The sequence below is a fragment of the Eubacterium ventriosum genome (assembly GCF_025150745.1).
Lineage (GTDB): Bacteria > Bacillota > Clostridia > Lachnospirales > Lachnospiraceae > Eubacterium_G > Eubacterium_G ventriosum.
Map to the genome: position 1 here is coordinate 1,369,618 of NZ_CP102282.1, position 26,374 is coordinate 1,395,991.

The window sequence follows — 26,374 nt, forward strand, 5'->3', positions numbered from 1 at the left end:
GGGTGCGTGGCTTTATGCTATGCACCTTTTGTGTTATATGCGATTAGACTTGATATTTGCGATAGCTAAACAACACAGGTATAAATCTGCAACTAAACAATATAGGTATAAATCTAGATAGAAGAACCAAAATATGTTAGTATATAATGTATTAGATTTAATTTTGGAGGAAGCAATGACTTTAGAGGCAAAGAATTTAAATGAGCAGATAAGCAATTTAAAAGAATATGAAGTGATTCTTCATAAAAATATAGAAGAAGTTGATTCAGAAGGATGGTTTCTGAAACATAAGAAAACAGGAGCAAGAATAGTACTTCTGGCTAATGATGATGATAACAAGGTATTTAATATAGGATTTAGAACACCTGTTAATAATGATACGGGAGTTCCGCACATTATCGAGCATACAGTACTTTGTGGTTCGAAGAAGTATCCTGTTAAGGATCCTTTTATGGAATTAGTTAAGGGGTCACTTAACACATTTTTAAATGCAATGACATATCCGGATAAGACAATTTATCCTGTGGCAAGTTATAATGACAAGGATTTTAAGAATCTTATGGAAACGTATATGGATGCAGTTTTTAATCCTAATATATATGATGAAAAGAAGATTTTTCTTCAGGAGGGATGGCATTACGAACTTGAAAACAAGGATGGAGAATTAACTTACAACGGAGTTGTATACAATGAAATGAAAGGCGTTTATTCATCAGTGGACGGCGTAATGGATAGAGCAACATTACATTCATTGTATCCGGACACATCTTACAGTTATGAGTCAGGTGGAAATCCTGACAATATACCGGAATTATCATATGAAGAATATTTGGATTTTCATAGAAAATACTATCATCCGTCTAACAGCTACATTTATCTTTATGGAGATATGGATATGGTTGAAAGACTTCAGTGGATTGACAAGGAATATCTTGGCAAGTATGATATGTTGAAAATTGATTCAGAAGTAAAGAAACAGCCTGCTTTTTCACAGTTAAAGGAAGAAAAAGTGGCTTATGCAATTACAGACAGTGAATCATTGGAAGACAACACAGTTCTTACAGTTAATTATGTAATTGGCGATAGCAGTGACGTAGAATTAAATACTGCAATTCAGGTTTTGGAATACGTTCTTATGGAAATGCCTGGAGCTTTTCTTAAGCAGGCTTTAATTGATGCAAAAATCGGGAAAGATGTTTATAGTCAGTATGAGGACGATATTTGCCAGCCTATGTACAGCATTGTTGCAAAATATGCCAATGAATCAGACAAAGAAAAATTTATTACAATAATAAATGAAACACTTGAAAAATTAGCAAAGGAAGGTCTTGATAAAAAGGCACTTTTGGCAGGATTAAACAGCCTTGAATTTAAAGTGAGAGAATCAGATTTTGGCAGAATACCAAAGGGATTAATCTTTGGAATAAATATGCTTTCAAGCTGGTTATATGATGACAGCAATCCTTTTGTTTTATTAGAAACAAACAAGGTTTTTGAAAAACTTAGAAAGATGATTGACACAGATTATTTTGAAAAATTAATCACAGAATATTTTATAAAAAATACTCACAAATCAGTGGTAATATTAACACCTGAAAAAGGATTGACTGAAAAGAAAGAACAGCAGTTAAAAGATTCATTGGAAGCTAAGAAAGGTACAATGACAGATGAAGAAATTGAAAATATAATAAAAGAAACAAAGGAACTAAAAGAATATCAGACAACATCTTCTTCACCTGAAAATTTAGCAAAAATTCCTTTACTTGAAATCGAGGATATAGGAAAAGAACCACGAAAAATCATTGGACAACCGGAAGCTAAAGAAGGCATAACAATGCTTTACAACGACCTGTTTACTAATGGAATAGGATACCTTGACATAGTATTCGACTGTACAGATTTGCCTGAAAAATATCAAAGTTATATGGGACTTTTGAAACCTGTGTTAAGTTACATGGATACTGAAAAGCATTCTTATACAGAACTTAATACTGAAATTGATTTGGATTTAGGCGGTTTTGCTTTTGATTCAGGAATTTATGTTAATAAGAAAACAGGAGAACCAATGCTTACAGGCGAGGTTCACGCAAAGATGCTTTATGACAAGATTCCAAAGACTTTTGATTTGATTAAAGAAGTTGTTTTGGAAACTAAGTTTGATGACTATAAGCGTTTAAAAGAAATTCTTGAAGAATTAAAATCAAGAGTGAAATCTTCAATAATAAAGACAGGTGACAGTGCTGCAATGCTTAGAGCAATGTCTTATTATTCAAAATCATATTATTTAAAAGAACAGTCAACAGGACTTGCATTCTATCAGTTCTTAAGTGATATTTTAGATAATTATGAAGAAAAGAAAGAAGATTTCGCAAAGAAATTGAAATATACAATTGAATATGTGTTCAGCAATCAGAAAATGTATTTGAATTATGCCGGAGATAAGGAAAGTTATGAACTTGTGAAAAAGCTTGTTATTGACTTAAAGAACAGTGTTTATAATGTTCCAAGAAATAAGGATTTGTGGCAGTTTAAACCTGAAAAGAAAAATGAAGCAATAAAAACATCAGGTCAGGTTCAATACGTTGCAAGAACAGGTAACTACAACAAGGATAATGACAAGGTATTTAGTGGAAGCTTTATGGTTCTTGGAAATATTATGAGAAGTAAATATCTTTGGAATAACATTAGAGAATTAGGTGGAGCTTATGGATGTAACGCTTCATTTACAAGAAATGGTGATGTAATGTTTACTTCATACAGAGATCCAAACCTTGGAAAAACTAATCAGGTATATTTAAAAGCAGCAGATTTTATTGAAAATTTTAATGTAGATGAAAGAGAAATGCGTAAATATATTATAGGAACAATTAGCGGAATTGATACACCACTTAATGCGGCAGACAGAAGTGGAAGAGAGTTTAGCTGTTTTATTACAGACACAGATTATGAAACATTAAAAAGAGAACGTGAGCAGATTCTTTCAACCAATGTTGAAAACATTAGAGAGCTTGCACCTTTGGTAAGAGAAGCTATGGCAGACAATAATATTTGCGTAGTAGGTAGTGCAAGTGCAATAGAACAGGACAAAGAACTTTTTGAAAAAATAGTAGAATTAGTTTAAAAAGTATTAGTTTAAAGTTATAACTAAAAATATCAGACAGATATATTGGAACTAAAGAGAATTATTAGTTGTTTACCGAAAGAAAGGAGAGCATCCAGGGGATGCAATAAGATAATGAAAGAAAAATTTAAATCAGGATTTGTAGCCCTTATAGGCAGACCAAATGTAGGAAAATCTACATTAATGAATCAGATTATTGGTCAGAAGATAGCAATAACATCAAAAAAACCACAGACTACAAGAAATAAGATACAGACAGTATACACATGTGATGAAGGTCAGATAGTATTCCTTGACACACCAGGAATTCACAAAGCTAAAAACAAGCTTGGGGAATATATGGTTAATGTGGCAGAAAAAACATTAAAGGAAGTTGACCTTATATTATGGCTTGTAGAACCTGACACTTTTATCGGTGCAGGGGAACAGCATATTGCTGAACAACTTAAAGGCATTGATGTACCTGTAATTCTTGTAATTAACAAAACAGATACAGTTAAACGTGAAGAGATTTTGACTTTTATTGATGCATATAGAAAAATATATGATTTTAATGAAATCATTCCTGCATCAGCTCTTAGAGGTCAGAACACAGATACAGTTGTTGAGGAAATATTTAAGTATTTGCCGGAAGGTCCTATGTACTATGATGAAGATACAGTTACAGACCAGCCAATGAGACAGATTGTAGCTGAATTAATAAGAGAAAAAGCTCTTCACGCATTAAATGAAGAAGTGCCTCACGGAATTGCTGTAACAATAGAAAGAATGAAGCAGAGAAAAAATGCTGAAATTATGGATATTGACGCAACAATAGTTTGTGAAAGAGATTCACATAAGGGAATAATAATTGGCAAAAAAGGCAGCATGCTTAAGAAAATCGGTACAAATGCCAGATATGAAATTGAGCAGCAGTTGGAAATGAAAGTTAATCTTCAGTTATGGGTAAAAGTTAGAAAAGACTGGAGAGACAGCGAATTATTAATGAAGAATTACGGATATATTGAAGAAAAATAATTTCCAATATATTCTTACAAGCCTAAATAAGTATACAAAAATTTCTATGGAGAATCCTAATTATAGACATATAAAACATGGAAAATAAAATATAATTTTATATAGGATTACAGTGTCAAAAGGTCTTAGCCCACGATGTCTGCATAATGGTGGGGATGGCACTGAATGAAATTAGTTTTAGAATTGGTACTTAGGAGGGAATATGGAATATCAGGGAAGTTCTAGTGCTTTTTGGGCAACAGGAAAGATTGAAGATTATTTGAAGTATTCTGAGGAGAGAAAAAGACAGGCTTGCGAAAAATTTATTTCTGCAATAGAAGGTGAAAAGGCAAATGATAGAAACAGTAACAGTAATTGGGATGGTAATATCCTCCATGGCTATAAGTGAATATGACAAAAGACTGGTATTGTTAACAAAGGAATTTGGTAAAATCACAGCTTTTGCAAGAGGCGCAAGAAAAACAACAAGTCAGTTTCTTGCAGGAAGCCAGCCAATGGCTTTTGGTGAATTTACCTTGTACAGAGGAAGAAATGCATATACGGTAACATCAATGAAAATAAGTGACTATTTCAGCAGTGACATGAAAGACATTGACAGTATGTATATGGGAATGTACTTTTTGGAACTGGCGGACTATTATGGTAGGGAAGGTATTGAGGCAGGAGAAACACTTAAACTACTATATATGTCTATGAAGGCATTATCCAAAAATATGCTAAAAAAAGAATTGATTAGATGCATATTTGAATTAAGAATTCTTGTTATAAATGGTGAGTATCCAAATGTGTTTACTTGTGGCAATTGCGGAGAAAAAGAGAATCTTGATTACTTTGATGAAAAAAATAGTACAATGATATGTAGCAACTGTCATGGAAAAGTACCAGAGAAAAATATAATTGACAATTCAACAATTTATGCACTTCAATATATAGTTACATCACCTATAACAAGATTATTCTCCTTTGACGTGACAGATAAAGTACTGGAACAGATGAAGGGGATAATTAACAAATATATAAAGAAACATATAGATAGGAAGTTTAATTCTTTAGAATTTCTGGAAATTTAATATTGAAATTAATTGCTTAAACGTATAGAATTACTAACTAGAGAAAATAAATAGGAGACTAAGAGATGAAGAGAATTATGGCAATGCTAATGTCAGTTGTTTTGACATTAGGGCTGACGGCTTGTGGTCATACTGTTGGTGATGTTGATTTGGAATCAGGTCAAAGTGCTATCTACATACAGAAGGACGGTATGGTTTCATATGCTGTAAGCGAATCGTTTGATAAGGATTATTATGATAAAGATGAACTAAAGAAGGAGATAGATGCTGAAATTAAGGCATACAATGCTAGTAGTGATGCTTCAGTAGATGATGCAATTACACTTGATAGCTTTAGTGTGTCAAAAAAGGTTGCAACATTGTCTCTTGATTTTACAACAACATATGATTTACTTAATTATATGTTAAATGATAATAGAGTGGAAAAAGACAAATTCTATATTGGAACAATTGATTCTAATGACGATTGCAAAATAAGTGGTAATTTTGTTGAACCAGGCAAAAAGGATAAAATCAAGGCTAAAACTATTAAAAGTATGACGGATAGTAATATTTTAATAGTGGATGAACAGTATAAGGTTCAGGTAGAAGGCAATGTTTTATATACAAGTGATAATTGTAAGATTGATGATGATGGCATTGTGACTACAGCAAAGTCAGATGATGAACTAAGTTATATTGTGTATGAACTTGAATAATAATCATATTTTTTAGAAAATATTTTACCAGTTAGCATAAAATAATTTGACAAATAAAAAAATAAAAGTTAAATTAAGAAAAATCATAATAGAAAATAGAAAAAGTAGAAAAGGAAGAAATGACATGGAAAAGACAATGGAAAAAATTGTAGCACTTGCAAAAAGCAGAGGATTTGTATATCCGGGCTCAGAAATTTACGGTGGACTTGCAAATACTTGGGATTATGGTAACTTAGGTGTTGAATTAAAGAACAATGTAAAAAAGGCATGGTGGAAGAAATTTATTCAGGAAAACCCTTATAACGTAGGTGTTGACTGTGCAATTTTAATGAATCCACAGACTTGGGTAGCATCAGGACATCTTGGCGGATTCTCAGATCCATTAATGGACTGTAAAGAGTGTCATGAAAGATTTAGAGCTGACAAGATTATTGAAGACTATATGGCTGATAATGGTATTGAAGCTGAAGGCTCAGTTGATGGTTGGACACATGAACAGATGGCTGATTACATAGAAGAGCACAAGATTGCATGTCCTACATGTGGAAAGCACAACTTTACAGAAATCCGTGAATTTAACCTTATGTTTAAAACATTCCAGGGTGTAACTGAGGATGCTAAGAATACAGTATACTTAAGACCTGAAACAGCTCAGGGAATTTTCGTTAACTTTAAGAATGTTCAGAGAACATCAAGAAAGAAGATTCCTTTCGGAATTGGTCAGGTTGGTAAATCATTTAGAAATGAAATTACACCTGGTAACTTTACATTCAGAACAAGAGAATTTGAACAGATGGAATTAGAGTTCTTCTGTGAACCAGGAACAGACCTTGAATGGTTCCAGTATTGGAGAGCTTTTTGCCGAGACTGGTTATTAAGCCTTGGAATTAAAGAAGATGAAATGAGACTTCGTGATCATTCACCTGAAGAATTGTGCTTCTACTCAAAGGGAACAACTGATATTGAATTTTTATTCCCATTTGGATGGGGCGAACTTTGGGGTATTGCTGACAGAACAGATTATGACCTTACACAGCATCAGGAACTTTCAAAACAGGATTTAACATATTTTGATGATGACAAGCATGAAAGATATGTTCCATATGTTATTGAACCATCACTTGGTGCGGACCGTGTAACATTAGCTTTCTTATGTGCAGCTTATGATGAAGAAAATATCGGAACAGAAGAAAAACCTGATATGCGTACAGTTTTACATTTTCATCCTGCACTTGCACCTGTTAAGATTGGTGTATTGCCTTTGTCAAAGAAATTAAATGAAGGTGCTGAAAAGGTATTTGCAGAACTTAGCAAGTATTATAACTGTGAATTTGATGACAGAGGAGCAATTGGAAAGAGATATCGTCGTCAGGATGAAATCGGAACTCCATTCTGTGTAACATATGACTTTGATTCAGAAGAAGATGGAGCAGTTACAGTACGTGACCGTGACACAATGGAACAGGAAAGAATTAAGATTGAAGATTTGAAAGAATACTTTGAACAGAAATTTGAATTCTAATAAAAATAATACAATTTTTAGAGAAAGGCTACCTAAGAGGGTGGCCTTTTGTTATGAAAAAGACTAATTATGTTAGACAAAAATAAGTCTAAATAATGATTTTTATGCTGAATTTTAAAAATAAATGAAAAAAATCCTAAATAGAGAGTAAAAAGCACAAAAACTCTTTGGATAAAAACGTTTCTATTATATAATATTCATAGAGGAATTGAGAAGGGGTTGGAGTAACTTGAATCAGTTGCCGTAAATGAAACTATGTTTCAAATAATTAAAAGGCGAGGTGTAATATGAAACCAGTAGTTAAAGTTATCCAGACAGCGAAAAACGAAAAACAGGCATGGCGCAAGTTAGATGATTTGGAATTGTTTAAATATTATAATTTCCGAATGAATACAGTGTCTGTTGACAGTAGCATAAGCTATCAGAAACTTTTGGGATTTGGAGGGGCTTTTACGGAAGCAGCAGCTTATACTTGGGCTAATGCAGATGAAAAATCAAAGGATGAAATCGTGAAAGCTTACTTTGATAAGGAACACGGATTAGCATATAATCTGGGAAGAACAACAATTCATGGATGTGACTTTTCGTTAGAACCATATACATACATTGAAGAAGGAGATCTTCAGTTATCGACGTTTGATATGTCAAGGGAAGACAAGTGGCTGATACCTTTTTTGACAAGGGCAAAAGAAACAGCAGGACACAGTCTGGGAATATTGGCATCACCATGGAGTCCACCGGCTTTTATGAAAGACAACAAAGATATTAATAACGGTGGCAGACTTTTAAAGAAAAACTATGCAACATGGGCTGAATATATGGTTAAGTATGTTGAGGGAATGAAAGAACGTGGCATAGAAATAGATATGATTAGTATCCAGAATGAGCCGGCTGCAAAACAGGAATGGGCATCATGTAAGTATGAGGCTGATGAAGAAGCGGAGTTTGCAGTTGACTATCTTTATCCTGCATTAGAAAAAAGAGGATTGCAGGACAAAGTTAAAATTGTTATTTGGGACCACAATAGAGACTTAATGTTTAGAAGATTAAATGAGTCAATGGCATATCCGGGAGCTAGAGAAAAGGTTTGGGGAGCAGCGTTCCATTGGTATGTTTCAGATAAATCAGAAATTCTTACAATGGTTCATGAAAAATTTCCTGAGAAACATTTATTATTTACAGAGGGCTGTGTTGAATTAGTGAATAATTCAGGCGGAACAAGTTCAAAGGCAGGAATCGGTGCATGGAAACATGGAGAAATCTATGGAAGAAATATTATAAAAGATTTCAATAACTATAATGAAGCATGGATTGATTGGAATCTGCTTTTAAATGAAATCGGCGGTCCTAACTATGTAGGAAACTATTGTGAAGCACCGGTAATGTATGATAGGAATACAAAAGAAATAATGTACAACAGTTCATATTACTATATTGGTCATTTTTCAAGATATATTGAACCGGGAGCAGTGAGAATCTGCTGTAGAAATGATGTGGATAAGGGATTATATTCAGTATCATTTAAAAACCCTAATGGAGATATTGTTACAGTGGTTCAAAATGAGTTGAACAGAAAGCAGAGATTAGCTTTGGTTGTTGATGGACAGGGAACAAACACGGAAATACCTGCTCATTCAATTACAACATTTATAACAAAAAATAGTCAGGAATAATTTTCTTAAATGCCCTAAACCCCTTTAAATATAAAGAGTTTAGGGCATATTTCTTCTTGACTATGAGATTGTCTATGTTATAATTATTTCATAGGTGAGATTGCGTCTTTTTTTATGGAGTTGATTATCAACTATGATATAAGCAGTTTTTGCTTAGCTGGTCTCATCATTAATCGATTATATGAGTTGTGTATAGGAAAGCCATTCCTTCAACTCATAACATAAAATACAGTTTTAGGAGGAAAAAACAGATGGCAAACAAATGGGTATACCTTTTCAGCGAAGGTAATGCTAACATGCGTGAACTTCTTGGTGGTAAAGGTGCTAACCTTGCAGAAATGACAGGCTTAGGACTTCCAGTACCTCAGGGATTCACAATTACAACAGAAGCTTGTACTCAGTACTATGAGGATGGCAGAGAGATCAATGAAGAAATTCAGGGTCAGATCAATGAATACATCGTAAAGATGGAAGAAATCACAGGAAAGAAATTCGGTGATAAAGAGAATCCTTTACTTGTTTCTGTTCGTTCAGGAGCTAGAGCTTCTATGCCAGGTATGATGGATACAATTCTTAACCTTGGTCTTAACGAAACAGTAGTTGAAGCAATTGCTGCTAAGTCAGGAAATGCTCGTTGGGCTTGGGACTGCTATAGAAGATTCATCCAGATGTACTCTGATGTAGTTATGGAAGTTGGTAAGAAGTACTTTGAAGAACTTATCGACAAGATGAAAGCTGATAGAGGTGTTCAGCAGGACGTAGAACTTACAGCTGATGACTTAAAGGAATTAGCATCACAGTTCAAGGCTGAATACAAAGAAAAAATCGGAGAAGATTTCCCAGATGATCCTAAGGAACAGTTAATGGGAGCTATCAAGGCCGTATTTAGATCATGGGACAACCCACGTGCTAACGTATACCGTCGTGACAATGATATCCCTTATTCATGGGGTACAGCTGTTAACGTACAGTCAATGGCATTCGGTAATATGGGTGATGATTGTGGTACAGGTGTTGCATTTACAAGAGATCCTGCTACAGGTGAAAAGCACTTAATGGGTGAATTCTTAAAGAATGCTCAGGGTGAAGACGTAGTTGCAGGTGTTAGAACACCAATGCCTATCGCTCAGATGGAACAGGAATTCCCAGAAGCATTTGAAGAATTTGTAAAGGTTTGCAAGACTCTTGAAGATCATTACAGAGATATGCAGGATATGGAATTTACTGTTGAAAACAGAAAGCTTTACATGTTACAGACAAGAAATGGTAAGAGAACAGCTCAGGCTGCTTTAAAGATCGCTTGTGACCTTGTTGATGAAGGCATGAGAACAGAAGAAGAAGCTGTAGCTATGATCGATCCAAGAAACTTAGATACATTATTACATCCACAGTTTGATGCAGCAGCTCTTAAGGCAGCTACACCAGTTGCTAAGGCACTTGGAGCATCTCCAGGAGCAGCTTGTGGTAAGATCGTATTCACAGCTGAAGACGCTGAAACTTGGAATGCAAGAGGAGAAAAGGTTGTACTTGTACGTCTTGAAACATCTCCAGAAGATATCACAGGTATGAAGGCATCACAGGGTATCTTAACAGTTCGTGGTGGTATGACATCACATGCTGCAGTAGTAGCCCGTGGTATGGGTACATGTTGTGTATCTGGTTGTGGCGACATCGTTATGGATGAAGCAAACAAGAAATTTACATTAGCTGGAAAAGAATACCATGAAGGAGACTTTATCTCAATCGATGGTTCTACAGGTAATATTTATGATGGTATCATACCTACAGTTGATGCAACAATCGCTGGTGAATTCGGAAGAATCATGGGATGGGCTGATAAGTTCAGAACACTTAAAGTTAGAACTAATGCAGATACTCCAGCTGATGCTAAGAAAGCTAGAGAACTTGGTGCAGAAGGTATTGGTCTTTGCCGTACAGAGCATATGTTCTTCGAAGAAGACAGAATCGCTGCATTTAGAGAAATGATTTGTTCAGATACTGTTGAAGAAAGAGAAGAAGCACTTGAAAAGATTCTTCCATATCAGCAGGGAGACTTCGAAGCTCTTTATGAAGCTCTTGAAGGATGTCCAGTAACAATCAGATTCTTAGATCCACCTCTTCATGAATTCGTTCCAACTGAAGAAGACGATATTAAGAAACTTGCTGAAGCTCAGGGCAAATCAGTAGAAGAAATTAAGGGTATTATCCAGGGATTACATGAATTTAACCCTATGATGGGACACAGAGGACTTCGTCTTGCTGTAACATATCCAGAAATCGCTAAGATGCAGACTAAGGCTGTTATTCGTGCTGCTATCAACGTACAGAAGAAGCACAGCGATTGGACAGTTAAGCCTGAAATCATGATTCCATTATCATGTGATGCTAAGGAATTAAAATATGTTAAGGATATCGTAGTAGCTACAGCTGATGCTGAAATCGCAGCAGCAGGTGTTGAACTTGAATACCAGGTAGGTACAATGATCGAAATCCCTAGAGCAGCTCTTACAGCTGACGAAATCGCTAAGCAGGCTGACTTCTTCTGCTTCGGTACAAACGATTTAACACAGATGACATACGGATTCTCAAGAGATGATGCTGGTAAGTTCTTAGATGCTTACTATGATGCTAAGATCTTCGAAAACGATCCATTTGCTAAGTTAGATCAGGTTGGTGTTGGTAAGTTAATGGAAATGGCTATCAAACTTGGTAAGCCAGTTAACCCTAACCTTCACGTAGGTATCTGTGGAGAACACGGTGGAGATCCATCTTCAGTAGAATTCTGCCATAAGATTGGTCTTGATTATGTATCATGTTCACCATTCCGTGTACCTATTGCTAGATTAGCAGCAGCTCAGGCAGCTATCGCTAACAAGTAATACACTGATTAGTGAAAAGAATATAATTACTTAAAATAATGAACTCCTGTATACTAGAAATGGTGTGCAGGAGTTTTTTTTTCACATAAAATAGTGTAAAATCAAAATTATAATATCTTATGGAAGAAAAAAATAATGGAATTAATTTATGTATATATAGAAAAATTTGATAATTTTATATTTAAGCAAGGAATTCAATTATCAAATGATTTTAATATTGAAAATAATAATGGAGAATTACTAATAAAAAGAAATAAGGATTATTAAAAAAATTTTTATGGAGAAAATATAAGTAATATTTCTGTATTAGTAGGTAAAAATGGTTCAGGTAAAACCACTATATTGGACATATTAGGAATGGATAGAGAAGATAGATTGAAAAATTCGATAGAAAAGAAATGTGTAAAAGATGAGTATTTTTTGTTGTATTATATAGGAAAAAATGATGCTGGGGATGATATGTATGGTATAGAAGTAATGAGGGAAAATGTGCTAAGTAATATGATTAAAAATATTGATAATGGTACAGATGATGAAATATATGATAAATCTAAAACGTCTATAGGTAAAGTTTATAAATATGAAAATGAAATATTGAAAAGTATTAATAAACATTATTTTGATTATCGTGTAGAAAATAGAAAACTCAGTGAGTTGATAAGATATTCATATATAGGTGAGAGTTATAGATATAGTAGTAGAAATAGAAGTTACAGAAGGTCTGAAGATGGATATATAGCAAATAGAAGGCTAGTCTCTAATCCGTCTATGTATAAAAAATATTTAACCATTAACAAATGTAAGAATGGAGAGATAAGAGGGTTCGAATGTAATAGTGTTAAAATGAAGTTTTATGATGACATAGATTATTCAGGCTATTATATAAATGATGATAAGCGTGAAAATTATAAAAAATATATAGAAAGAATAGAAAATAAATTATATCTTAGAAAAAGAATACATTTAAATAGAAATAACGAGAAAGAAAACTTAGATAATAAAACAGAAAAAGAAAAGTATATTTGTGATTTATATACGAGATATATAATGGATATGATAGTAAATGGATTATATTCACGATGTAAAGATGATAATGTAATAAATGAACAGCATATAGAAGAAAAAGTAACTAATGAAGATATATTATATATTTATGGTTTAAATAGTATAGACAGTTCAATTAATAAATTTGGGTTACCAGAAAATTATAAATTGGAGTTGAACAAGATAGAAGAAATAATTGATAAAGTAAAATACAGAGAAACGAAAGATATAGAAGTTTTAAAAATTATTTCTAGATACATAGCAAGCAGAATAAATACAATTCCAAGTATAGGTGGTTTTGCATACGTAGAGGCATTAGAGAAAATTGTAGAAAGTTTGCAACAAATTCCAGAAGAGTATTTTAATAAAGATGGAGTAGAGGTTATTATTGATGAAAAACAAAATTCGAGTATAATAAACCTATTGAATAATTATAGTTATTTTATTGACGCAAGGCAGAATGAAGTTGACTCAGATATTGGATATAAGTTTATAATTAGATTTGAAATGCTTTCTGAAGGGGAAGAAAAGTTTCTTGACATAATAGCTAAAATAGATGATTGTATTGAAAATAACAATGATGCTGAATTAATAGTGTTATTGTTAGACGAGCCTGACCAGGCGTTACACCCTGAATGGTCTAGAAGATTCATTGATATTATAGTACAGGTTATACAATCAATAAAATTTCAGGGAAACATACAGTTGATTATGTCGACACATTCACCATATTTGTTATCAGATATATTGCCAACAAATGTTTTTCTGTTAGATAGAAGAACAAAAGATAAAAAATTGAGTGTAAAAAGACTAGATGTAAAATCAAGTTCTTTAGGAGCAAATATATATGATTTAATGAAAAATAACTTTTTCATGGATAACACTGTTGGAGAATTTATTACAAAAAAAATTAATAAAGTGATAATGCAAATAAACGAAGCAAATTTAAAAGAAAAAGAGCTTAATAGTATCGAATATTTTATTGAACAAATAGGAGAACCTATTATACGAAAAGGAATGAAAAAGCAATTAGCTGAAAAGAAAAAGCAATTGAAAATATTTAATAATACAGAACAAATATTACAAGCAATTACAAACGAACAGGATAGAAAAAAAGTGGAGGAAGTGCTTAAGAATCTGGCAAAAAAAGAAAATGATACATATTAAGATAGAAAAAGAAGAAATAAAAAAGATACAGAAAAGGTGGAGTAAATGGTTTTTTAGAGAAAAACAAATTGAAGAATTTATAGAAATTATGGATTCAGATGATAGTTTTAGAAAAATGATATTCAAAAATGGTAAAGAGTATTTGTTGTGGAAAAACGAATTCATTCAAAATAGAGAGGTAATAAAAAATACATCATGGAAACGGTATATAATTGATTATTTCTTTAGAAATTTATCAAAAGAAGATGAAGTGATAAGAATATATAAAAAAGATATAAAGAAGACAACTAGAGAATATTTAATAAGGAAATATGAAAATTATAGGAAGAGTGTAGCATTCATTGATATCGTTAAAATACTTAATGTGCAGGTATGTCCATATTGTAATCGAAATTTTTTAGAAAGTTACACTATAGTGGATGAGTATGGGAAAAAGAAAAGAATGTTTAAGGGAGATATAGACCATTATTATTCGAAAAATGAAATACCAGCTTTAGCACTTTCTTTTTATAATTTAGTTCCGTGTTGCAAAATTTGTAATCACGAAAAATTGAATTTTACAAAAAGAACTTTTAATCCTTATTATGATTATGAGAATAAAGAATATAAATTTTGTATAGAGTTATATACAAATTCTGACGAGAGAGATATTAATAATGAAAAAAATATTGATGATGTTGAAAACAGAAGATATGATTCAACAGTTTGGCAAGGAATTTCAGACAACTTTAAAATAAAAATTAGAGATGTTAACGGCGAAAATATAAGTGAACATATGGAAAATTCAAATTTAATTTTTAGATTAGAGAAAAAATACAATCAATCAAAAGAATACGCAAAAGAAATTATACGAAAAAAATATATTTATCCAGAAACATATAAAGATGATATATTAAAAAATTTTGGGTATATATTCAAGGATGAATCGGATTTATTGGAAACCTTTTATTCTATTTCTAACAGTGAAGAATTCTCAAAAAATATTCCGTTATCTAAGTTTACTAAAGACATATTAAAACAGTTGGGGATATTAGATGAAACAGAATAAGTAATTAAATTTGATTTTATAATATGTAATGTAAATAAACATAATATGACAGGAGAGATACATATGAGTAGAACAAAGCAGTCGACTAGAGCATTGGTAAAAAAAATGTATGAAAAAACAGGGTACGGACAAGATATAAATGAAGGTACTGTAACTGCATCAAAAACATTTGAAAGGAAATTGAGTAAGTTTTTGAAGTTTATGTTTAAATTCTATTTAGATGAAACATATAAAGCTGAAAAATTGCAAAAAGAATCGTATGAAATATTAACTGATACAATGACAAAGAGATGATTCAGGTTTTGAAATCTAGAAGTTTAAAAAGAGGAGAACTTAAGACTGATTTAGCAGTAGTGGAGGAAGTAGATAATGCTTGGATTAGTGCTTGCGTGGACCCAGTATATGATGAAGAATATGAGAAAAGATATTCTGCAAGAGCAATAAATAAAAGTGTTGATGAGCTTAGATTAGAATTAAAAAGGAGGATTAAATATTAAATAGAAAGAGATTTATGGCAGTAATAGTAAAGCAATATGATGAATTAGTTAAGGCTGTAAAAAATAAGGAAAGAACCATTTATGCAGTGGAAAGTGCTTATAGAAAAATAAGACATAGTTATAAATACTATGGGGAGATAACAGGAAAGCCAGTAATAAGAAATCGTATATGTTGGATGGCAACTGGTCAAGAAGGAGCTATGATTATGAACGATTATATGGATTTTCGGGTAAGAAGAATAAAAAAGAAATTAGGGGACGAGTTAGAAAGCTATACAATACAATTGAATAAGGAAGAAAAAAGAATAGAGTTGACTAGAAAAAAGTCAAAATAAAAGTGGAAATGGTAATACATTTTTATCAATACAATTATTGAGTAATCAATATGAAATGTAATGGTATTGCCGAAAGGTTGATGTCATTATTTTTATAGAAGGACATACGTTTGTAAAGCCAAAAAGATAGAATATTTATTGAAAAAGAAAGGAGCTAATATGCAAAAAATTAAGAAATTAATAGCTGTATTATTATCAGTAGCAATGTTGTTAGGAACTTTTACAATGTTAAATGCAGATAGTGTTTATGCAAAAGGCAAAAAAACATATTATAGTGGAAATTTTCTTGGGAAAGTAAAAGATGTTGATAGGACAGGAATTATTTCAAAAGTAAAATTCACAAAGACAAAAATGACGATAACTGGTTCTTTAAAAAAAGGGAATAGTAGAGAATCAGCTTGGGATGGGAAAGCAAAATATTGTAAAAAGAAAAAAAGAACTTTTAAATTAGCAAAAAATGTTAAATTTTATGAAGCAGGAGGTATGGCAGGTGAAGTAAAAGATACAAAAAGTAGTTTTGTAAATTTTTGCAAGCAGTTAAATAAAAATCCAAATGGGTTAGAGTTTTGGTTTATTGTAAAAAATGGAAAAGTTACAAAAGTAGTCATCAGTAGTTAATTAGATTTTAGAGATTGGAGAAAAGATATGAAGAAAAGAAAATTTTTAGTATTGGTAATGTGTATAGTAATGATTTTTTCAACAGTTACGATATCAGGCACAACGAACGTTGAAGCGAAGGCAACAAAAAAAGCTTTAAAGTATTTAAAAGGAACCTGGCATACATGGGGCATGCCAGGTTATAAGGTCAAGTTCACAAAAAAGTATGTGAAATACTATGCTGATTATGACAGCAATTTCAACCAGTTATCTAGTAAAAAACTTGGTAAGTTAGAGTTTAAGCATAAGATTGTTTCCACAAAAAAGAAAAAAGGAAAATGGACAATTAAAGTCAAGAGAGGGAAAGGGTCATACTACTATTTTAAGACATCGGCTAATGATAAGAAGGTTTTAGAATATTGGGGAAAACTTAAAGATGGCAATACATATTCTGGTTCAGATAGTCTAGAGAAATGGAAATAGAAAAGTATGCAGAAATAAGGCTAACGTTCAATTAACGAGCGTTAGTCTTATTTTTATGCAGAAAGGATGCGAATAGTGAAAGAATATTTAATAGGATTGGGGATAGGAGTATTGTTAATCAATCTTATTTACACAAATGTAGTTTTGTGGGAAAGGAATACATAATATGAATGATAAAAAGGTAAAGATGATTTTATCGGCGATAACTATGACAATAACAATTTTAAAGACTGTTGTGCAACATAGAAATCAAGTTAATAAGGAGAAAAGCAGATAAATGATAAACGAGTATTGGACAAAAAAACAAAATATACAACTCCAAAATGATTGTAAAAAATACAATATTCCTTTGATGGTGAAGAAAGAAATCGAAAGAGTAATAGAAATTTTAGATTCAAATTATGGCATGGAAAGAAGCAAAAAAGATTATGGTGGATGTGTGTACTTGTTGGTGTCTAATGAAGAAAAGGAACATAGCAAAATTCTAGAAAAATATTTTCTGGATGAAGAAGATTACGAATTTAAAGATATATTAATTGAAAATGAGGAAGAAATATGGATTTCAGAGACATATATTACATCAACAGAGTATAGCATCATTATTATATACAAAATTAATAAATGAAAATGTTTAATTGATATTTAATAGACAGATAAGTATAATATAAGTGAAAACAAAAAGCGTAGACGGATATGGAAAGAGGTGTTAAAGTGCAAATAGAAGATTTGAAAAAATACATTTTAGAAAACGCTATTCGATGGTCTGCACATTGTTTGGAGAGAATGCAAGAAAGGGATATTTCCAGAGCAGATGTAAAAAAATGTGTTTTGGAAGGAGAAATTATTGAAGATTATCCAGATGATTTTCCGCATCCTAGTTGTTTGATTTTTGGATTTACTATAAATGATAAAATAATACATGTTGTTGCTGGAAGTGATGTAAAATATATTTATATTATTACAGCATACTTCCCTAATACAATTAAATTTGAAAATGATTTGAAAACAAGGAGGAAATAGTTATGTGTATGTTTTGTAAATGTGATACAGTAAAAGAAAGTACTACAACTCATGTTGTTAATTACAAAAATAGTATAATTGTAATTAAAAATGTTCCTTGTGAAGAATGTGAGCAGTGTGGAGAAAAGTATTACACAGATGAAGTTGCTGAGCAGTTAGAAAAAATGGTTAACCTAGCAAAGCAAATGATGCAGGAAATTGCCGTTTTAGATTATTCAAAGGTAGCATAAAAAGATAAAGCAGAAAGAGGAGTGGCTGTAGTAAGCCTATGATATGTAACGGCTCAGGCAGCTATTGCTAACAAGTAATACACTGATTAGTGAAAAGAATATAATTACTTAAAATAATGAACTCCTGTATACCGGAAATGGTGTACAGGAGTTTTTTGCATAAAAATAAATTGTGTTACATTTATATGGGGAGCAAGAGGACACTTCTTCTGGAATGGTAATAAACGAACCGGTTTATTGATTGAAAATAAGATTTTGATTTTTTCAGGTGCAGGTATTATGACTATTATGGATAAATATATTGAACAGTTTAATTCGCTATTGCTGTAGTATTATAATATTGGAAGAAGCGAAGAACTACAGATGTTGTTAGATTATTTTGATGGCAGAGAACCTGAAAGTCAGCTACCACATTCTCTTTTGACGGAAAAGATGCAGGAAAGATAGTTTTATAAGGACATTACGCTGAAACGGATGTAAAGAATGCAATAGATGGAAAAGAAGTTAATTGAAAACAACAGTGTATATGTTATACTGAAAAAGTGGAAAAATAAGAGATAATACAAAGGGGTATGAACATGAACAAAATCAAAATATTTAAAACAATAAAATACACACTTGGAACTTTATCGATATGTACATTGATGAGCATAGCTACATTTTCTACTCAGACAAAGGCTGAGGTTTCAGGAGAGAAGGTTACAACATCCGTAGAAGCAGTAACAACTAAGCCATCTGAAAGTACAAAAACTACAGAGACAACTAAGCCCGCAGAAACTACAAAGCCACAGGAAACTACCAAAGCATCAAATATTAAAAAGTCAATTTTGAATCCAGTCAAGTCTAAGGTTATTTTGCTTGATCCGGGACATTGCAAGAAGCATATAGGTGCAAGGGGCAATGGATTAAAAGAAGAGGATGTTAATTTGGACATTGGCAAGGCTTGTAGAAATTACTTAAATAAATATTCAGATGTAACTGTTTATATGACAAGAACTAATAGCAAGTGCGTTAAGAAACTTAAGCTAGGCGATTGCCTTACAGCAAGAAATCATTTGGCAAAAAGGTTAAGTGCAGATTCACTTGTAAGTTTTCATATTAATTGGGATCCTGAAAAAAAGAGAAGTGGAGCTATGATATTGGCGGCTTACAATTCAGGGTATAATAAATATGTTAGCACGACAACTCAGGCATTGGGTAGTAGCATAATGGCTAATTTGCAGGAACTTGGAATAAAAAGCGAGGGTTTTTGGTTTAGAACTTTGCATGATGAAAAGTACAAAAACGGCGCAAAGGCAGATTATTACTCAATTGTAAGAGAGGGCGTTCTTAACAAGATTCCAAGCCTTATCATTGAACATGGATATGTTTCAAACAAAAGTGATTGTAACAATTATTTTAAAACTGCTGAACAAAGAAAGAGTTTGGGAGTGGCAGATGCAAAGGGTATTATTAATTATTACAAGCTTAGTGCAAAAAACATCGAAGGTGGTTTTCAGACAATTTCAGGCAAGACATATTTTGTTGACAAGGAAGGAAATAAAATAGCAGGCTGGGTAAAAAAAGACGGAAAGTGGTATCACTTTAACAACAAAACAGCCGTTATGAATAAAGGTTTCTTTAAAGAAGCAGGAAACAAATTTTATTTGAATCCCAAGACTGGAGAAATGACAAGCGGTTGGTTTACTATTCGTGGTAAAAGTTATTTGGCAAAAGGTAACGGAGTTGTAGTAACTAATCAGATTTACACAGACGGAGTGAAAAGTTATTTCTTCAAGAAAAGTGGAAAAAGAAAAAACGGCTGGGTAACATACAAAAATGCTAAATACTATTTTTCAAAGACAAAAGGCATGTTTAAAGGCAAACAGAAAATCAAAGGAAAAAGATATACTTTTAGCAAGAAAACAGGAAAGCTTAGAAAGAAGAAATAAGTATATAATTGTTGCAAAGGAGAAGAATTTTGAACAAAAATATATTTTTAGCACCGGGAACACACGTTGTAGGAAATGTTGAAATAGGCAACAATGTTGGGATTTGGTACAATGCGGTAGTTCGTGGTGATATGGAAGGAATAACAATAGGCGATAATTCTAATGTGCAGGACAATTGCACATTGCACACAGGTAATGGTTTTGCGTTAACCATTGGCAATGGGGTAACAATAGGTCATAACGCCATAGTTCATGGTTGTACAGTTGGCGACAATACAGTTATTGGAATGGGAAGCATTCTTCTGAATGGAGCAAAAGTAGGCAAGAATTGCATTATTGGTGCCGGTGCTTTAGTAACGGGAAAAATGGAAATCCCTGACAATTCAATGGCATTTGGTAATCCTGCTAAAGTTATCCGAAATCTTACCGAAGCAGAAATAGAAGACAATAGAGAGAATGCAGAAGAATATGTGAAATTAATGATGCAGGAGGTAAAGTAGAATGCCAGTAACAATAAGAACAATCTTAGGCATTGTATGCTTGGTCCTTTGCGTGCTGGATATTTGTTTTTTAATAAAAATTAGAAGAACAATGAAAATGGAATCATTAACCAAAGAAAATATTTTATTAAAAGATAGTTTAACATATAAAGAGTTGATGAAATCACTTAAGCTGTTTGGTGCAATAGCAATATTGGCATTTGTGGTAATAATTCTTAGCTGGTTTTAGAGGTGGATTTTTGGATGAAAGTTACGACTTTGTGTTACATAGAAAAAGATGAAAAATATTTAATGTTACATAGAACTAAAAAAGAAAATGACATTAATAAGGATAAGTGGATTGGCGTAGGCGGTCACGCAGAAGGAAATGAAAGCCCTGAGGAATGTCTTTTAAGAGAAGTAAAAGAGGAGACAGGCTTGGAATTGTTGTCGTATAAGTTTAGAGGTTTGATAACTTTTGTAAGTGATGACTGTGAGCCTGAAATGATGTGCCTTTTTACATCGGACGATTTTCGTGGAGAGATCATTACCTGCGACGAGGGAGAATTGGAATGGGTAAGCAAGACGGAAGTGCCTAAACTTCCAACATGGGAAGGGGATGCTATTTTTCTAAAATTGTTGCTTGATAATGAAGAAAGATTTTTTTCATTAAAGCTTGTTTATGAAAATGAAAAATTGGTTGAAAAGGCAGTGCAAATCTATTAAAAAATCATAAAATATTCGAGAAATACTTCTAAAAAATATTTATGATAAAATAAAGATGAAAACGTTTCAATTGTCACAACCACGAAAAAAGAAAATCCATATTGATTTCTCCCGAAACAATAGTACAATCAAGTTATAAGGGTATGAACAGGAGGACAAGATCATGAAAGGAAATTTAAAAAAATCTTTATCAATTTTTGGAGCATTGTCTTTTGCTTTTACAGCAGGATTTTTGCTTAGCAATGTTAATGTTTACGCAGCAACTAACCAGACACTTGAACTGAACAAGGATTATTATTTTGACTTGAATGGAGATGGGCAGGCGGAGAAGATTAAGTACACAACTCAGGTTAATAAAGATGATAATGACTTCTTTAATAGTGTAAGTTTGTTTATAAATGATAAGAATGTTTACACTAAGAAGTTAACAGATACTTGGGCTAAGTATACGGTTCTTGATATTGACAGTAGTGATAATACTTTGGAATTGAATTTGCAGATTGGAGGCTATTCGGATGTTATGGATTACAGTTCATTTCAGAGATGGAATGGTGCGTCAATTGTAGAATTTGATAATGATAAAAACAAGGCTTTGAATTATACAAGAGAGTATTCTTTTAGCAATGTAAAAGGCAACGGCAGATTTAATATTGTGGTAGATACACCATATTCATTGCCAATTGGCTGTTTTTATGCTAACATTCCATTGAAATTACAGAATAACAAGATTATAACAACTACAGGAACATATAATCTTGTAGGAAGTTCAAAGAAGTATAAGTATAAGGCTAAGAGTAATATTAAGGTTTACAAAAAAGCATCAAAGAAGTCAAAGGTGAAATTTACAGTCAAAAAAGGTGACAAGATTAAAATGATAAAAATTAAACCAATGAAGAATGTGGCAAAACGTCCACAGGGCAAGTACGGAGAGGAAAAGCCAATTAATGCTTATGCTTATGTAAAAACAAAATCAGGAAAGAAAGGTTGGATTTACCTAAGTAAAAAGAAATCAAGCTGGGGCAGGAAGATGTTGTTTAAAAAAGTTCCGGGCTGGGGTTGATAAAGATTGATTATGAGCAAAAGAGAAGATATTTTTGAAAAGTTAAATAATTTAATAGAACAGAATCAGTTTGAACTTGTGTCTGATAAGGTAGATGATAACAGGCTTAAAGTTATTTATCTTATGAATGATGCGGTTGAAAGTTTTATTGTATTTGAAAATGCAAGAATTACAGGAGAATATATAAAGGACTATCAGGGAGAGATTAATACATCCCTGACAGTTCAAAAAAATGACAGTACAGGCAATGATGAATATGTTTTGGTTGTACATCAGAAAGATTCGGTGTGTACTGTATTTTTTGAGGATGTTAGTTTTGAAGTTAATTTGTATAATTACGGAAGAACTGCACATTTTTGGATTGAAGGTTATGAATATTTAAGACAGCTTGAATACAAAATTTCAATTCTCAGGGATAAACTTGATTATTTGGGAGAAAAGTATTGTAATGATTTGGAGAAAGAGCTGGCTAATCTTACAGATTTTCCACCGCTTAATTATTGCTTTTATCCTTCGGTGCCTGAGAAGTATCTTGTGCCAAGGGACAATCCGTGGGAGCCAACAGACAAGGCAATCACTGTTATGCTTAAGGTGGCAAGAGAGCAGCAGGACAAAATGCTTTATCAGGTTCTTGTTTTATATAAGCAGTTTAAGAACAGAAAGCTTGCAAAAGTTATAGCAACTATGTTACATAGAAAGTCTCACAGAAAAGTTGTGGAAAGTCTTATGGAAAAAATGACAGAAGCAACAAAGAATTATCCAACAAGAAAGTTTGGAAAAGCTGCAGACAATGAGCATAAGAAGATTTTGACAAGGGCAAAGCAACTTCAGAACAAGTTAAAACACAAAAAGAGAAAGTCAGAGATATTCGTGGAAGAGCCTTTTGTTGTGGCAACTGATTCCATAGAATACAAAGTGTATCTTATGATATGGAAGAAAAGCCTGATAAATACAAAAGTAGAAATACAGGAAATAAAATAAAGTAAAACAAGAAACAGAAGTATTAAACAATTATTGTATTGCAAATACATAACATAATAAAAAGACAGAAAATTTACAGAATAATTATAGAAAAAATTATAGAAAAAATTACAGGAAAGATTTACGAGAAATAATTACATGAAAAATTCAATTTTTAGTAACAGGAAAACGGCCCCTTTTTGGGCGTTTTTTTGTGCGGCAGGTTGGTCGTTGGCGTATCCGCTGATTAAATTAGGATATGCCCAGTTGCATATAGCCTCGGATGATTTAGGAAGCAAAATAGGTTTTGCAGGAATACGATTTCTTGTTGCGGGAATATTAGTAACAATCCTTGCAATAATACAAAAAAGGAAATTTAAAGTTGAACAAAAAAGCGTTGTGGCGTGGCTATTATTATTTGCACTGGTTAACACAGCATTACATTATTTGTTTTCATATGTGGGACTTGGTTATCTTCCAAGTTCAAGGTCAACAATACTCGATTCAATGAATGGATTTTTTGCCATAATATTGTCCTGCATTATTTTTGAAGATGACAAGTTTTCAAAATTCAAAGCATTAGGATGTATATTGGGATTTAGCGGAATACTGTTAATAAACATTGAACCGGGACAGAATTTCTTTCAGGGAATTTCATTTAGAGGCGACGGAATGATTCTTCTAAATGCCATGTGCGGAGCCTTTGGCGGAATTATTACAAGAATAATTTCAAAGAAGATGGATATGACTGTTGCAACAAGTTTAAGCATGACTATAGGTGGCACATTTTTATGTGTAGTTTCAGCAATAATAGGGCCTGCAGCAAGATGGACAATAACCACGGAATCCATCATAATAATGATTGGACTGATTCTTATATCAGCAGTATGCTTTGGAGTTTATAATCAACTTCTTGCATATCATCCAATAAGTAAAATAGCCATATTTAATGCATTTATTCCTATTCTTGGAGTTATCTTTTCAAGCATAATTCTTGGAGAGCCAATGAGAGTTAAATATATAATTGCAGGTTGTATTGTGGCACTTGGAGTATATGTAATGAATCATTTTTCTAAATAAAATATTAATAAACGAGAGGTAATTAGTATGTATAAGAACATTGCAAAGAAAGAAAAATTAGAATTAAAAAGCTTAGTAGATTATCAGGATGGACAGGTTGTAAGCAAGACTTTAGTTCAGAATGATTATGTAAGTGTAACTATATTTTCATTTGACAAAGGTGAAGAAATTTCAACTCACGCATCAGGTGGAGACGCTATGGTTACAGTATTGGAAGGAACAGGAAGATTTACAATTGGCGGAGATGTTTTCATTCTTAATGAAGGTGAGACTATTGTTATGCCTAAAGATGTTCCACATGCTGTATTTGGTGAAGAAAAGTTCAAAATGGAACTTGTTGTTTCATTTTAATAAGATGACATATAAAAATTAGGAATACCATTTTATAAATTAGTTCACTAAATAATAAAAGAAACGAATTAATATAATAAATTAATAAAACAGTTAATTAAATTAAAAAGTGGCAAAAAACTGTTGCTAAGATTATGATAAATAATTAACAAGTAAATTAGTACAAAAAACTTTATAAAAATCTAATAAAAAGCGTCTTATGTGAGAAAAAATCATATAAGGCGTTTTTTTCGACAAAATAAATTCAAAAGAGTTAAGTTATATGATAGAATAAAGAGTATTTATTAATACAGAGGAGATTAAAGTATGGGGACTAAAGAAAAAAATAAAAAAGGTTTAAGCATTGCAAAGGTTTATTTATCAAAGCAGATTTTAATAATATTATGCATTGTGGCAGTAGTTCTTGTTGCGTGGTTTGGCACAAGGAAGGTTATTTCAATTGACAATAAGACTACTAAATTAGGTTTTGAGAATATTGGAGAACTTGCAACTCAGGAAGCATATTGTACTGAAGTTAATGTTACAGATGAGTCAAAGCAGTTGTTTGGAATCGACATTCCTTTTACTCAGAGCAAGTATATTTACAGTTATGATGTAAATGTTAAGGCAGGAATTGATTTTGACCAGATTGACTGGAGCGTAAAGGATAAGACCATAACGGTTAAAGTCCCAAAGGCTAAGATTCTAAGCTGTGAACTTAATAAGGATTCTTTTAAGGTATATCACGAACAAGAAAGCATATTCACAAAGATTACTTTAAAAGATAACAATGAGGCAATGAGCAAGCTTAAGGAGAATGCCAAGAAGGATGCAGAAAGCAATGGACTTCTTGAAAATGCCGAAAAGAATGCCAAGACTATCATAAAAGGTTTTATTGAAAAAGTTTATGATAGTAGTGAGTATGAAATTAAGTTTGTTGAAAAATAATATTAAAAAGCTATAAAAAAACTATCAAAATTAGCATAAAAAATTAATAATGAAATTAGCATAAAATTAGTATTAAAGTTTGGATTAGGAGATAAATATGAGTGAAAAAGTAAGAAAACACATAATCTTCTATGGAAGAGTTCAGGGGGTAGGATTTAGATATTATTCAGTATATAAATCCAGACAGCTTGGGCTTACAGGCTGGGTTAGAAATTTGTATGATGGAACTGTTGAAATGGAAGTTCAGGGAGAACAGCAGGTTATAGATCAGTTAATTATTTTTCTTCAAAATCAGAGATTTATAATGATAGAAGATATGGACATTAAGAAGATTCCTGTTGTGGATGACCATGATTTTTACGAGAGGTAATAACATTGATTATATGGATTGTTACCTGCTTTGCACTATAACAATCTGTCCTAATATTTGCATATTGTGAAGTTTATGCTTCATTGTAT

The 26,374-nt window shown here is 32.2% G+C and carries 28 protein-coding genes; all 28 read left to right on the forward strand.

The features are described from left to right. Positions 1-133: 133 nt before the first annotated feature. Positions 134-3,121 (forward strand): insulinase family protein, encoded by a 2,988-nt coding sequence (locus tag NQ558_RS06205; protein WP_005363562.1) that lies wholly within the window; start codon positions 134-136, stop codon positions 3,119-3,121. Between the two features lie 114 nt (positions 3,122-3,235). Next, positions 3,236-4,138 carry a GTPase Era gene (era, locus tag NQ558_RS06210; RefSeq protein ID WP_005363564.1) on the forward strand — a complete coding sequence of 301 codons (903 nt, stop codon included), beginning with the start codon at positions 3,236-3,238 and terminating at the stop codon, positions 4,136-4,138. A 202-nt stretch (positions 4,139-4,340) separates the two neighbouring features. Next, positions 4,341-4,526, forward strand: a complete 186-nt coding sequence (locus NQ558_RS06215; RefSeq protein ID WP_005363566.1) for a hypothetical protein — start codon at positions 4,341-4,343, stop codon at positions 4,524-4,526. Beyond that, the gene (gene recO, locus NQ558_RS06220; RefSeq protein WP_040447322.1) at positions 4,471-5,208 is read left to right on the forward strand and encodes a DNA repair protein RecO; all 738 of its coding nucleotides are present in this window, start codon (positions 4,471-4,473) and stop codon (positions 5,206-5,208) included. Before NQ558_RS06215 ends, recO begins: the two co-directional genes overlap by 56 nt. 65 nt (positions 5,209-5,273) lie before the next feature. Next, entirely contained in the window at positions 5,274-5,906 is a 633-nt protein-coding gene (locus tag NQ558_RS06225) for an LPS-assembly lipoprotein LptE (protein WP_005363568.1), read from the forward strand. Positions 5,907-6,030: 124 nt separating this feature from the next. Then, a complete protein-coding gene (locus tag NQ558_RS06230) occupies positions 6,031-7,428 on the forward strand; it encodes a glycine--tRNA ligase (RefSeq protein WP_005363569.1) in 1,398 nt (465 codons plus the stop codon). A gap of 287 nt (positions 7,429-7,715) precedes the next feature. Then, positions 7,716-9,101, forward strand: coding sequence for a glycoside hydrolase family 30 protein (locus NQ558_RS06235; protein WP_005363570.1), 1,386 nt, complete (start codon positions 7,716-7,718; stop codon positions 9,099-9,101). 251 nt (positions 9,102-9,352) lie between these two features. Further along, positions 9,353-11,980 carry a pyruvate, phosphate dikinase gene (gene ppdK / locus NQ558_RS06240; RefSeq protein ID WP_005363571.1) on the forward strand — a complete coding sequence of 876 codons (2,628 nt, stop codon included), beginning with the start codon at positions 9,353-9,355 and terminating at the stop codon, positions 11,978-11,980. 297 nt (positions 11,981-12,277) lie between these two features. After that, the gene (locus NQ558_RS06245; protein WP_278183943.1) at positions 12,278-14,191 is read left to right on the forward strand and encodes an AAA family ATPase; all 1,914 of its coding nucleotides are present in this window, start codon (positions 12,278-12,280) and stop codon (positions 14,189-14,191) included. Further along, entirely contained in the window at positions 14,178-15,239 is a 1,062-nt protein-coding gene (locus NQ558_RS06250; RefSeq protein WP_005363574.1) for a hypothetical protein, read from the forward strand. The genes NQ558_RS06245 and NQ558_RS06250 overlap by 14 nt, the downstream gene beginning before the upstream one ends. Positions 15,240-15,302: 63 nt before the next feature. Then, positions 15,303-15,533 (forward strand): hypothetical protein, encoded by a 231-nt coding sequence (locus tag NQ558_RS06255; protein WP_040447324.1) that lies wholly within the window; start codon positions 15,303-15,305, stop codon positions 15,531-15,533. Next, a complete protein-coding gene (locus NQ558_RS06260; protein ID WP_005363576.1) occupies positions 15,530-15,736 on the forward strand; it encodes a hypothetical protein in 207 nt (68 codons plus the stop codon). Before NQ558_RS06255 ends, NQ558_RS06260 begins: the two co-directional genes overlap by 4 nt. A gap of 14 nt (positions 15,737-15,750) precedes the next feature. Then, positions 15,751-16,071, forward strand: a complete 321-nt coding sequence (locus NQ558_RS06265) for a hypothetical protein (protein WP_005363577.1) — start codon at positions 15,751-15,753, stop codon at positions 16,069-16,071. Positions 16,072-16,209: 138 nt separating this feature from the next. After that, positions 16,210-16,689 carry a hypothetical protein gene (locus tag NQ558_RS06270; RefSeq protein WP_156775007.1) on the forward strand — a complete coding sequence of 160 codons (480 nt, stop codon included), beginning with the start codon at positions 16,210-16,212 and terminating at the stop codon, positions 16,687-16,689. Between the two features lie 27 nt (positions 16,690-16,716). Beyond that, the gene (locus NQ558_RS06275; protein WP_005363580.1) at positions 16,717-17,151 is read left to right on the forward strand and encodes a hypothetical protein; all 435 of its coding nucleotides are present in this window, start codon (positions 16,717-16,719) and stop codon (positions 17,149-17,151) included. Between the two features lie 277 nt (positions 17,152-17,428). After that, complete coding sequence (locus NQ558_RS06280; RefSeq protein ID WP_005363583.1) at positions 17,429-17,776, forward strand: hypothetical protein; 348 nt, start codon at positions 17,429-17,431, stop codon at positions 17,774-17,776. 68 nt (positions 17,777-17,844) lie between these two features. Then, complete coding sequence (locus NQ558_RS06285) at positions 17,845-18,171, forward strand: DUF4258 domain-containing protein (protein ID WP_005363585.1); 327 nt, start codon at positions 17,845-17,847, stop codon at positions 18,169-18,171. A gap of 2 nt (positions 18,172-18,173) precedes the next feature. Beyond that, positions 18,174-18,401 carry a type II toxin-antitoxin system MqsA family antitoxin gene (locus tag NQ558_RS06290; RefSeq protein WP_040447328.1) on the forward strand — a complete coding sequence of 76 codons (228 nt, stop codon included), beginning with the start codon at positions 18,174-18,176 and terminating at the stop codon, positions 18,399-18,401. 578 nt (positions 18,402-18,979) lie between these two features. Continuing rightward, positions 18,980-20,332, forward strand: a complete 1,353-nt coding sequence (locus tag NQ558_RS06295) for an N-acetylmuramoyl-L-alanine amidase (RefSeq protein ID WP_005363588.1) — start codon at positions 18,980-18,982, stop codon at positions 20,330-20,332. 29 nt (positions 20,333-20,361) lie between these two features. Beyond that, positions 20,362-20,832, forward strand: coding sequence for a gamma carbonic anhydrase family protein (locus NQ558_RS06300; protein ID WP_084812579.1), 471 nt, complete (start codon positions 20,362-20,364; stop codon positions 20,830-20,832). A 1-nt stretch (position 20,833) separates the two neighbouring features. Beyond that, positions 20,834-21,061: a hypothetical protein gene (locus NQ558_RS06305; RefSeq protein WP_040447330.1), complete on the forward strand. Its 228-nt coding sequence runs from the start codon at positions 20,834-20,836 to the stop codon at positions 21,059-21,061. Between the two features lie 14 nt (positions 21,062-21,075). Then, positions 21,076-21,537, forward strand: coding sequence for an NUDIX hydrolase (locus tag NQ558_RS06310; protein WP_005363591.1), 462 nt, complete (start codon positions 21,076-21,078; stop codon positions 21,535-21,537). 163 nt (positions 21,538-21,700) lie between these two features. Further along, positions 21,701-22,597, forward strand: a complete 897-nt coding sequence (locus tag NQ558_RS06315; RefSeq protein ID WP_005363593.1) for a hypothetical protein — start codon at positions 21,701-21,703, stop codon at positions 22,595-22,597. A 12-nt stretch (positions 22,598-22,609) separates the two neighbouring features. Further along, the gene (locus NQ558_RS06320) at positions 22,610-23,578 is read left to right on the forward strand and encodes a DUF3878 family protein (protein WP_005363595.1); all 969 of its coding nucleotides are present in this window, start codon (positions 22,610-22,612) and stop codon (positions 23,576-23,578) included. A 138-nt stretch (positions 23,579-23,716) separates the two neighbouring features. Further along, positions 23,717-24,637 (forward strand): DMT family transporter, encoded by a 921-nt coding sequence (locus NQ558_RS06325; RefSeq protein WP_005363597.1) that lies wholly within the window; start codon positions 23,717-23,719, stop codon positions 24,635-24,637. 27 nt (positions 24,638-24,664) lie between these two features. Beyond that, on the forward strand, positions 24,665-24,988 hold the full coding sequence (locus tag NQ558_RS06330; protein WP_005363599.1) for a cupin domain-containing protein: 324 nt from the start codon (positions 24,665-24,667) through the stop codon (positions 24,986-24,988). 306 nt (positions 24,989-25,294) lie between these two features. Beyond that, positions 25,295-25,915, forward strand: coding sequence for a DUF4230 domain-containing protein (locus tag NQ558_RS06335; RefSeq protein WP_005363601.1), 621 nt, complete (start codon positions 25,295-25,297; stop codon positions 25,913-25,915). Between the two features lie 97 nt (positions 25,916-26,012). Next, on the forward strand, positions 26,013-26,285 hold the full coding sequence (locus NQ558_RS06340) for an acylphosphatase (RefSeq protein WP_005363602.1): 273 nt from the start codon (positions 26,013-26,015) through the stop codon (positions 26,283-26,285). Positions 26,286-26,374: the final 89 nt, after the last annotated feature.

What these genes read in the sequence shown, in the direction of transcription:
- NQ558_RS06205 (WP_005363562.1), top strand. Translation starts at nt 134, where the DNA reads ATGTTAGTATATAATGTATTAGATTTAATTTTGGAGGAAGCAATGACT.
- era (WP_005363564.1), top strand. Translation starts at nt 3,236, where the DNA reads ATGAAAGAAAAATTTAAATCAGGATTTGTAGCCCTTATAGGCAGACCA.
- NQ558_RS06215 (WP_005363566.1), top strand. Translation starts at nt 4,341, where the DNA reads ATGGAATATCAGGGAAGTTCTAGTGCTTTTTGGGCAACAGGAAAGATT.
- recO (WP_040447322.1), top strand. Translation starts at nt 4,471, where the DNA reads ATGATAGAAACAGTAACAGTAATTGGGATGGTAATATCCTCCATGGCT.
- NQ558_RS06225 (WP_005363568.1), top strand. Translation starts at nt 5,274, where the DNA reads ATGAAGAGAATTATGGCAATGCTAATGTCAGTTGTTTTGACATTAGGG.
- NQ558_RS06230 (WP_005363569.1), top strand. Translation starts at nt 6,031, where the DNA reads ATGGAAAAGACAATGGAAAAAATTGTAGCACTTGCAAAAAGCAGAGGA.
- NQ558_RS06235 (WP_005363570.1), top strand. Translation starts at nt 7,716, where the DNA reads ATGAAACCAGTAGTTAAAGTTATCCAGACAGCGAAAAACGAAAAACAG.
- ppdK (WP_005363571.1), top strand. Translation starts at nt 9,353, where the DNA reads ATGGCAAACAAATGGGTATACCTTTTCAGCGAAGGTAATGCTAACATG.
- NQ558_RS06250 (WP_005363574.1), top strand. Translation starts at nt 14,178, where the DNA reads ATGATACATATTAAGATAGAAAAAGAAGAAATAAAAAAGATACAGAAA.
- NQ558_RS06255 (WP_040447324.1), top strand. Translation starts at nt 15,303, where the DNA reads ATGAGTAGAACAAAGCAGTCGACTAGAGCATTGGTAAAAAAAATGTAT.
- NQ558_RS06260 (WP_005363576.1), top strand. Translation starts at nt 15,530, where the DNA reads ATGATTCAGGTTTTGAAATCTAGAAGTTTAAAAAGAGGAGAACTTAAG.
- NQ558_RS06265 (WP_005363577.1), top strand. Translation starts at nt 15,751, where the DNA reads ATGGCAGTAATAGTAAAGCAATATGATGAATTAGTTAAGGCTGTAAAA.
- NQ558_RS06275 (WP_005363580.1), top strand. Translation starts at nt 16,717, where the DNA reads ATGAAGAAAAGAAAATTTTTAGTATTGGTAATGTGTATAGTAATGATT.
- NQ558_RS06280 (WP_005363583.1), top strand. Translation starts at nt 17,429, where the DNA reads ATGATAAACGAGTATTGGACAAAAAAACAAAATATACAACTCCAAAAT.
- NQ558_RS06285 (WP_005363585.1), top strand. Translation starts at nt 17,845, where the DNA reads ATGGAAAGAGGTGTTAAAGTGCAAATAGAAGATTTGAAAAAATACATT.
- NQ558_RS06290 (WP_040447328.1), top strand. Translation starts at nt 18,174, where the DNA reads ATGTGTATGTTTTGTAAATGTGATACAGTAAAAGAAAGTACTACAACT.
- NQ558_RS06295 (WP_005363588.1), top strand. Translation starts at nt 18,980, where the DNA reads ATGAACAAAATCAAAATATTTAAAACAATAAAATACACACTTGGAACT.
- NQ558_RS06305 (WP_040447330.1), top strand. Translation starts at nt 20,834, where the DNA reads ATGCCAGTAACAATAAGAACAATCTTAGGCATTGTATGCTTGGTCCTT.
- NQ558_RS06310 (WP_005363591.1), top strand. Translation starts at nt 21,076, where the DNA reads ATGAAAGTTACGACTTTGTGTTACATAGAAAAAGATGAAAAATATTTA.
- NQ558_RS06315 (WP_005363593.1), top strand. Translation starts at nt 21,701, where the DNA reads ATGAAAGGAAATTTAAAAAAATCTTTATCAATTTTTGGAGCATTGTCT.
- NQ558_RS06320 (WP_005363595.1), top strand. Translation starts at nt 22,610, where the DNA reads ATGAGCAAAAGAGAAGATATTTTTGAAAAGTTAAATAATTTAATAGAA.
- NQ558_RS06325 (WP_005363597.1), top strand. Translation starts at nt 23,717, where the DNA reads ATGAAAAATTCAATTTTTAGTAACAGGAAAACGGCCCCTTTTTGGGCG.
- NQ558_RS06330 (WP_005363599.1), top strand. Translation starts at nt 24,665, where the DNA reads ATGTATAAGAACATTGCAAAGAAAGAAAAATTAGAATTAAAAAGCTTA.
- NQ558_RS06335 (WP_005363601.1), top strand. Translation starts at nt 25,295, where the DNA reads ATGGGGACTAAAGAAAAAAATAAAAAAGGTTTAAGCATTGCAAAGGTT.
- NQ558_RS06340 (WP_005363602.1), top strand. Translation starts at nt 26,013, where the DNA reads ATGAGTGAAAAAGTAAGAAAACACATAATCTTCTATGGAAGAGTTCAG.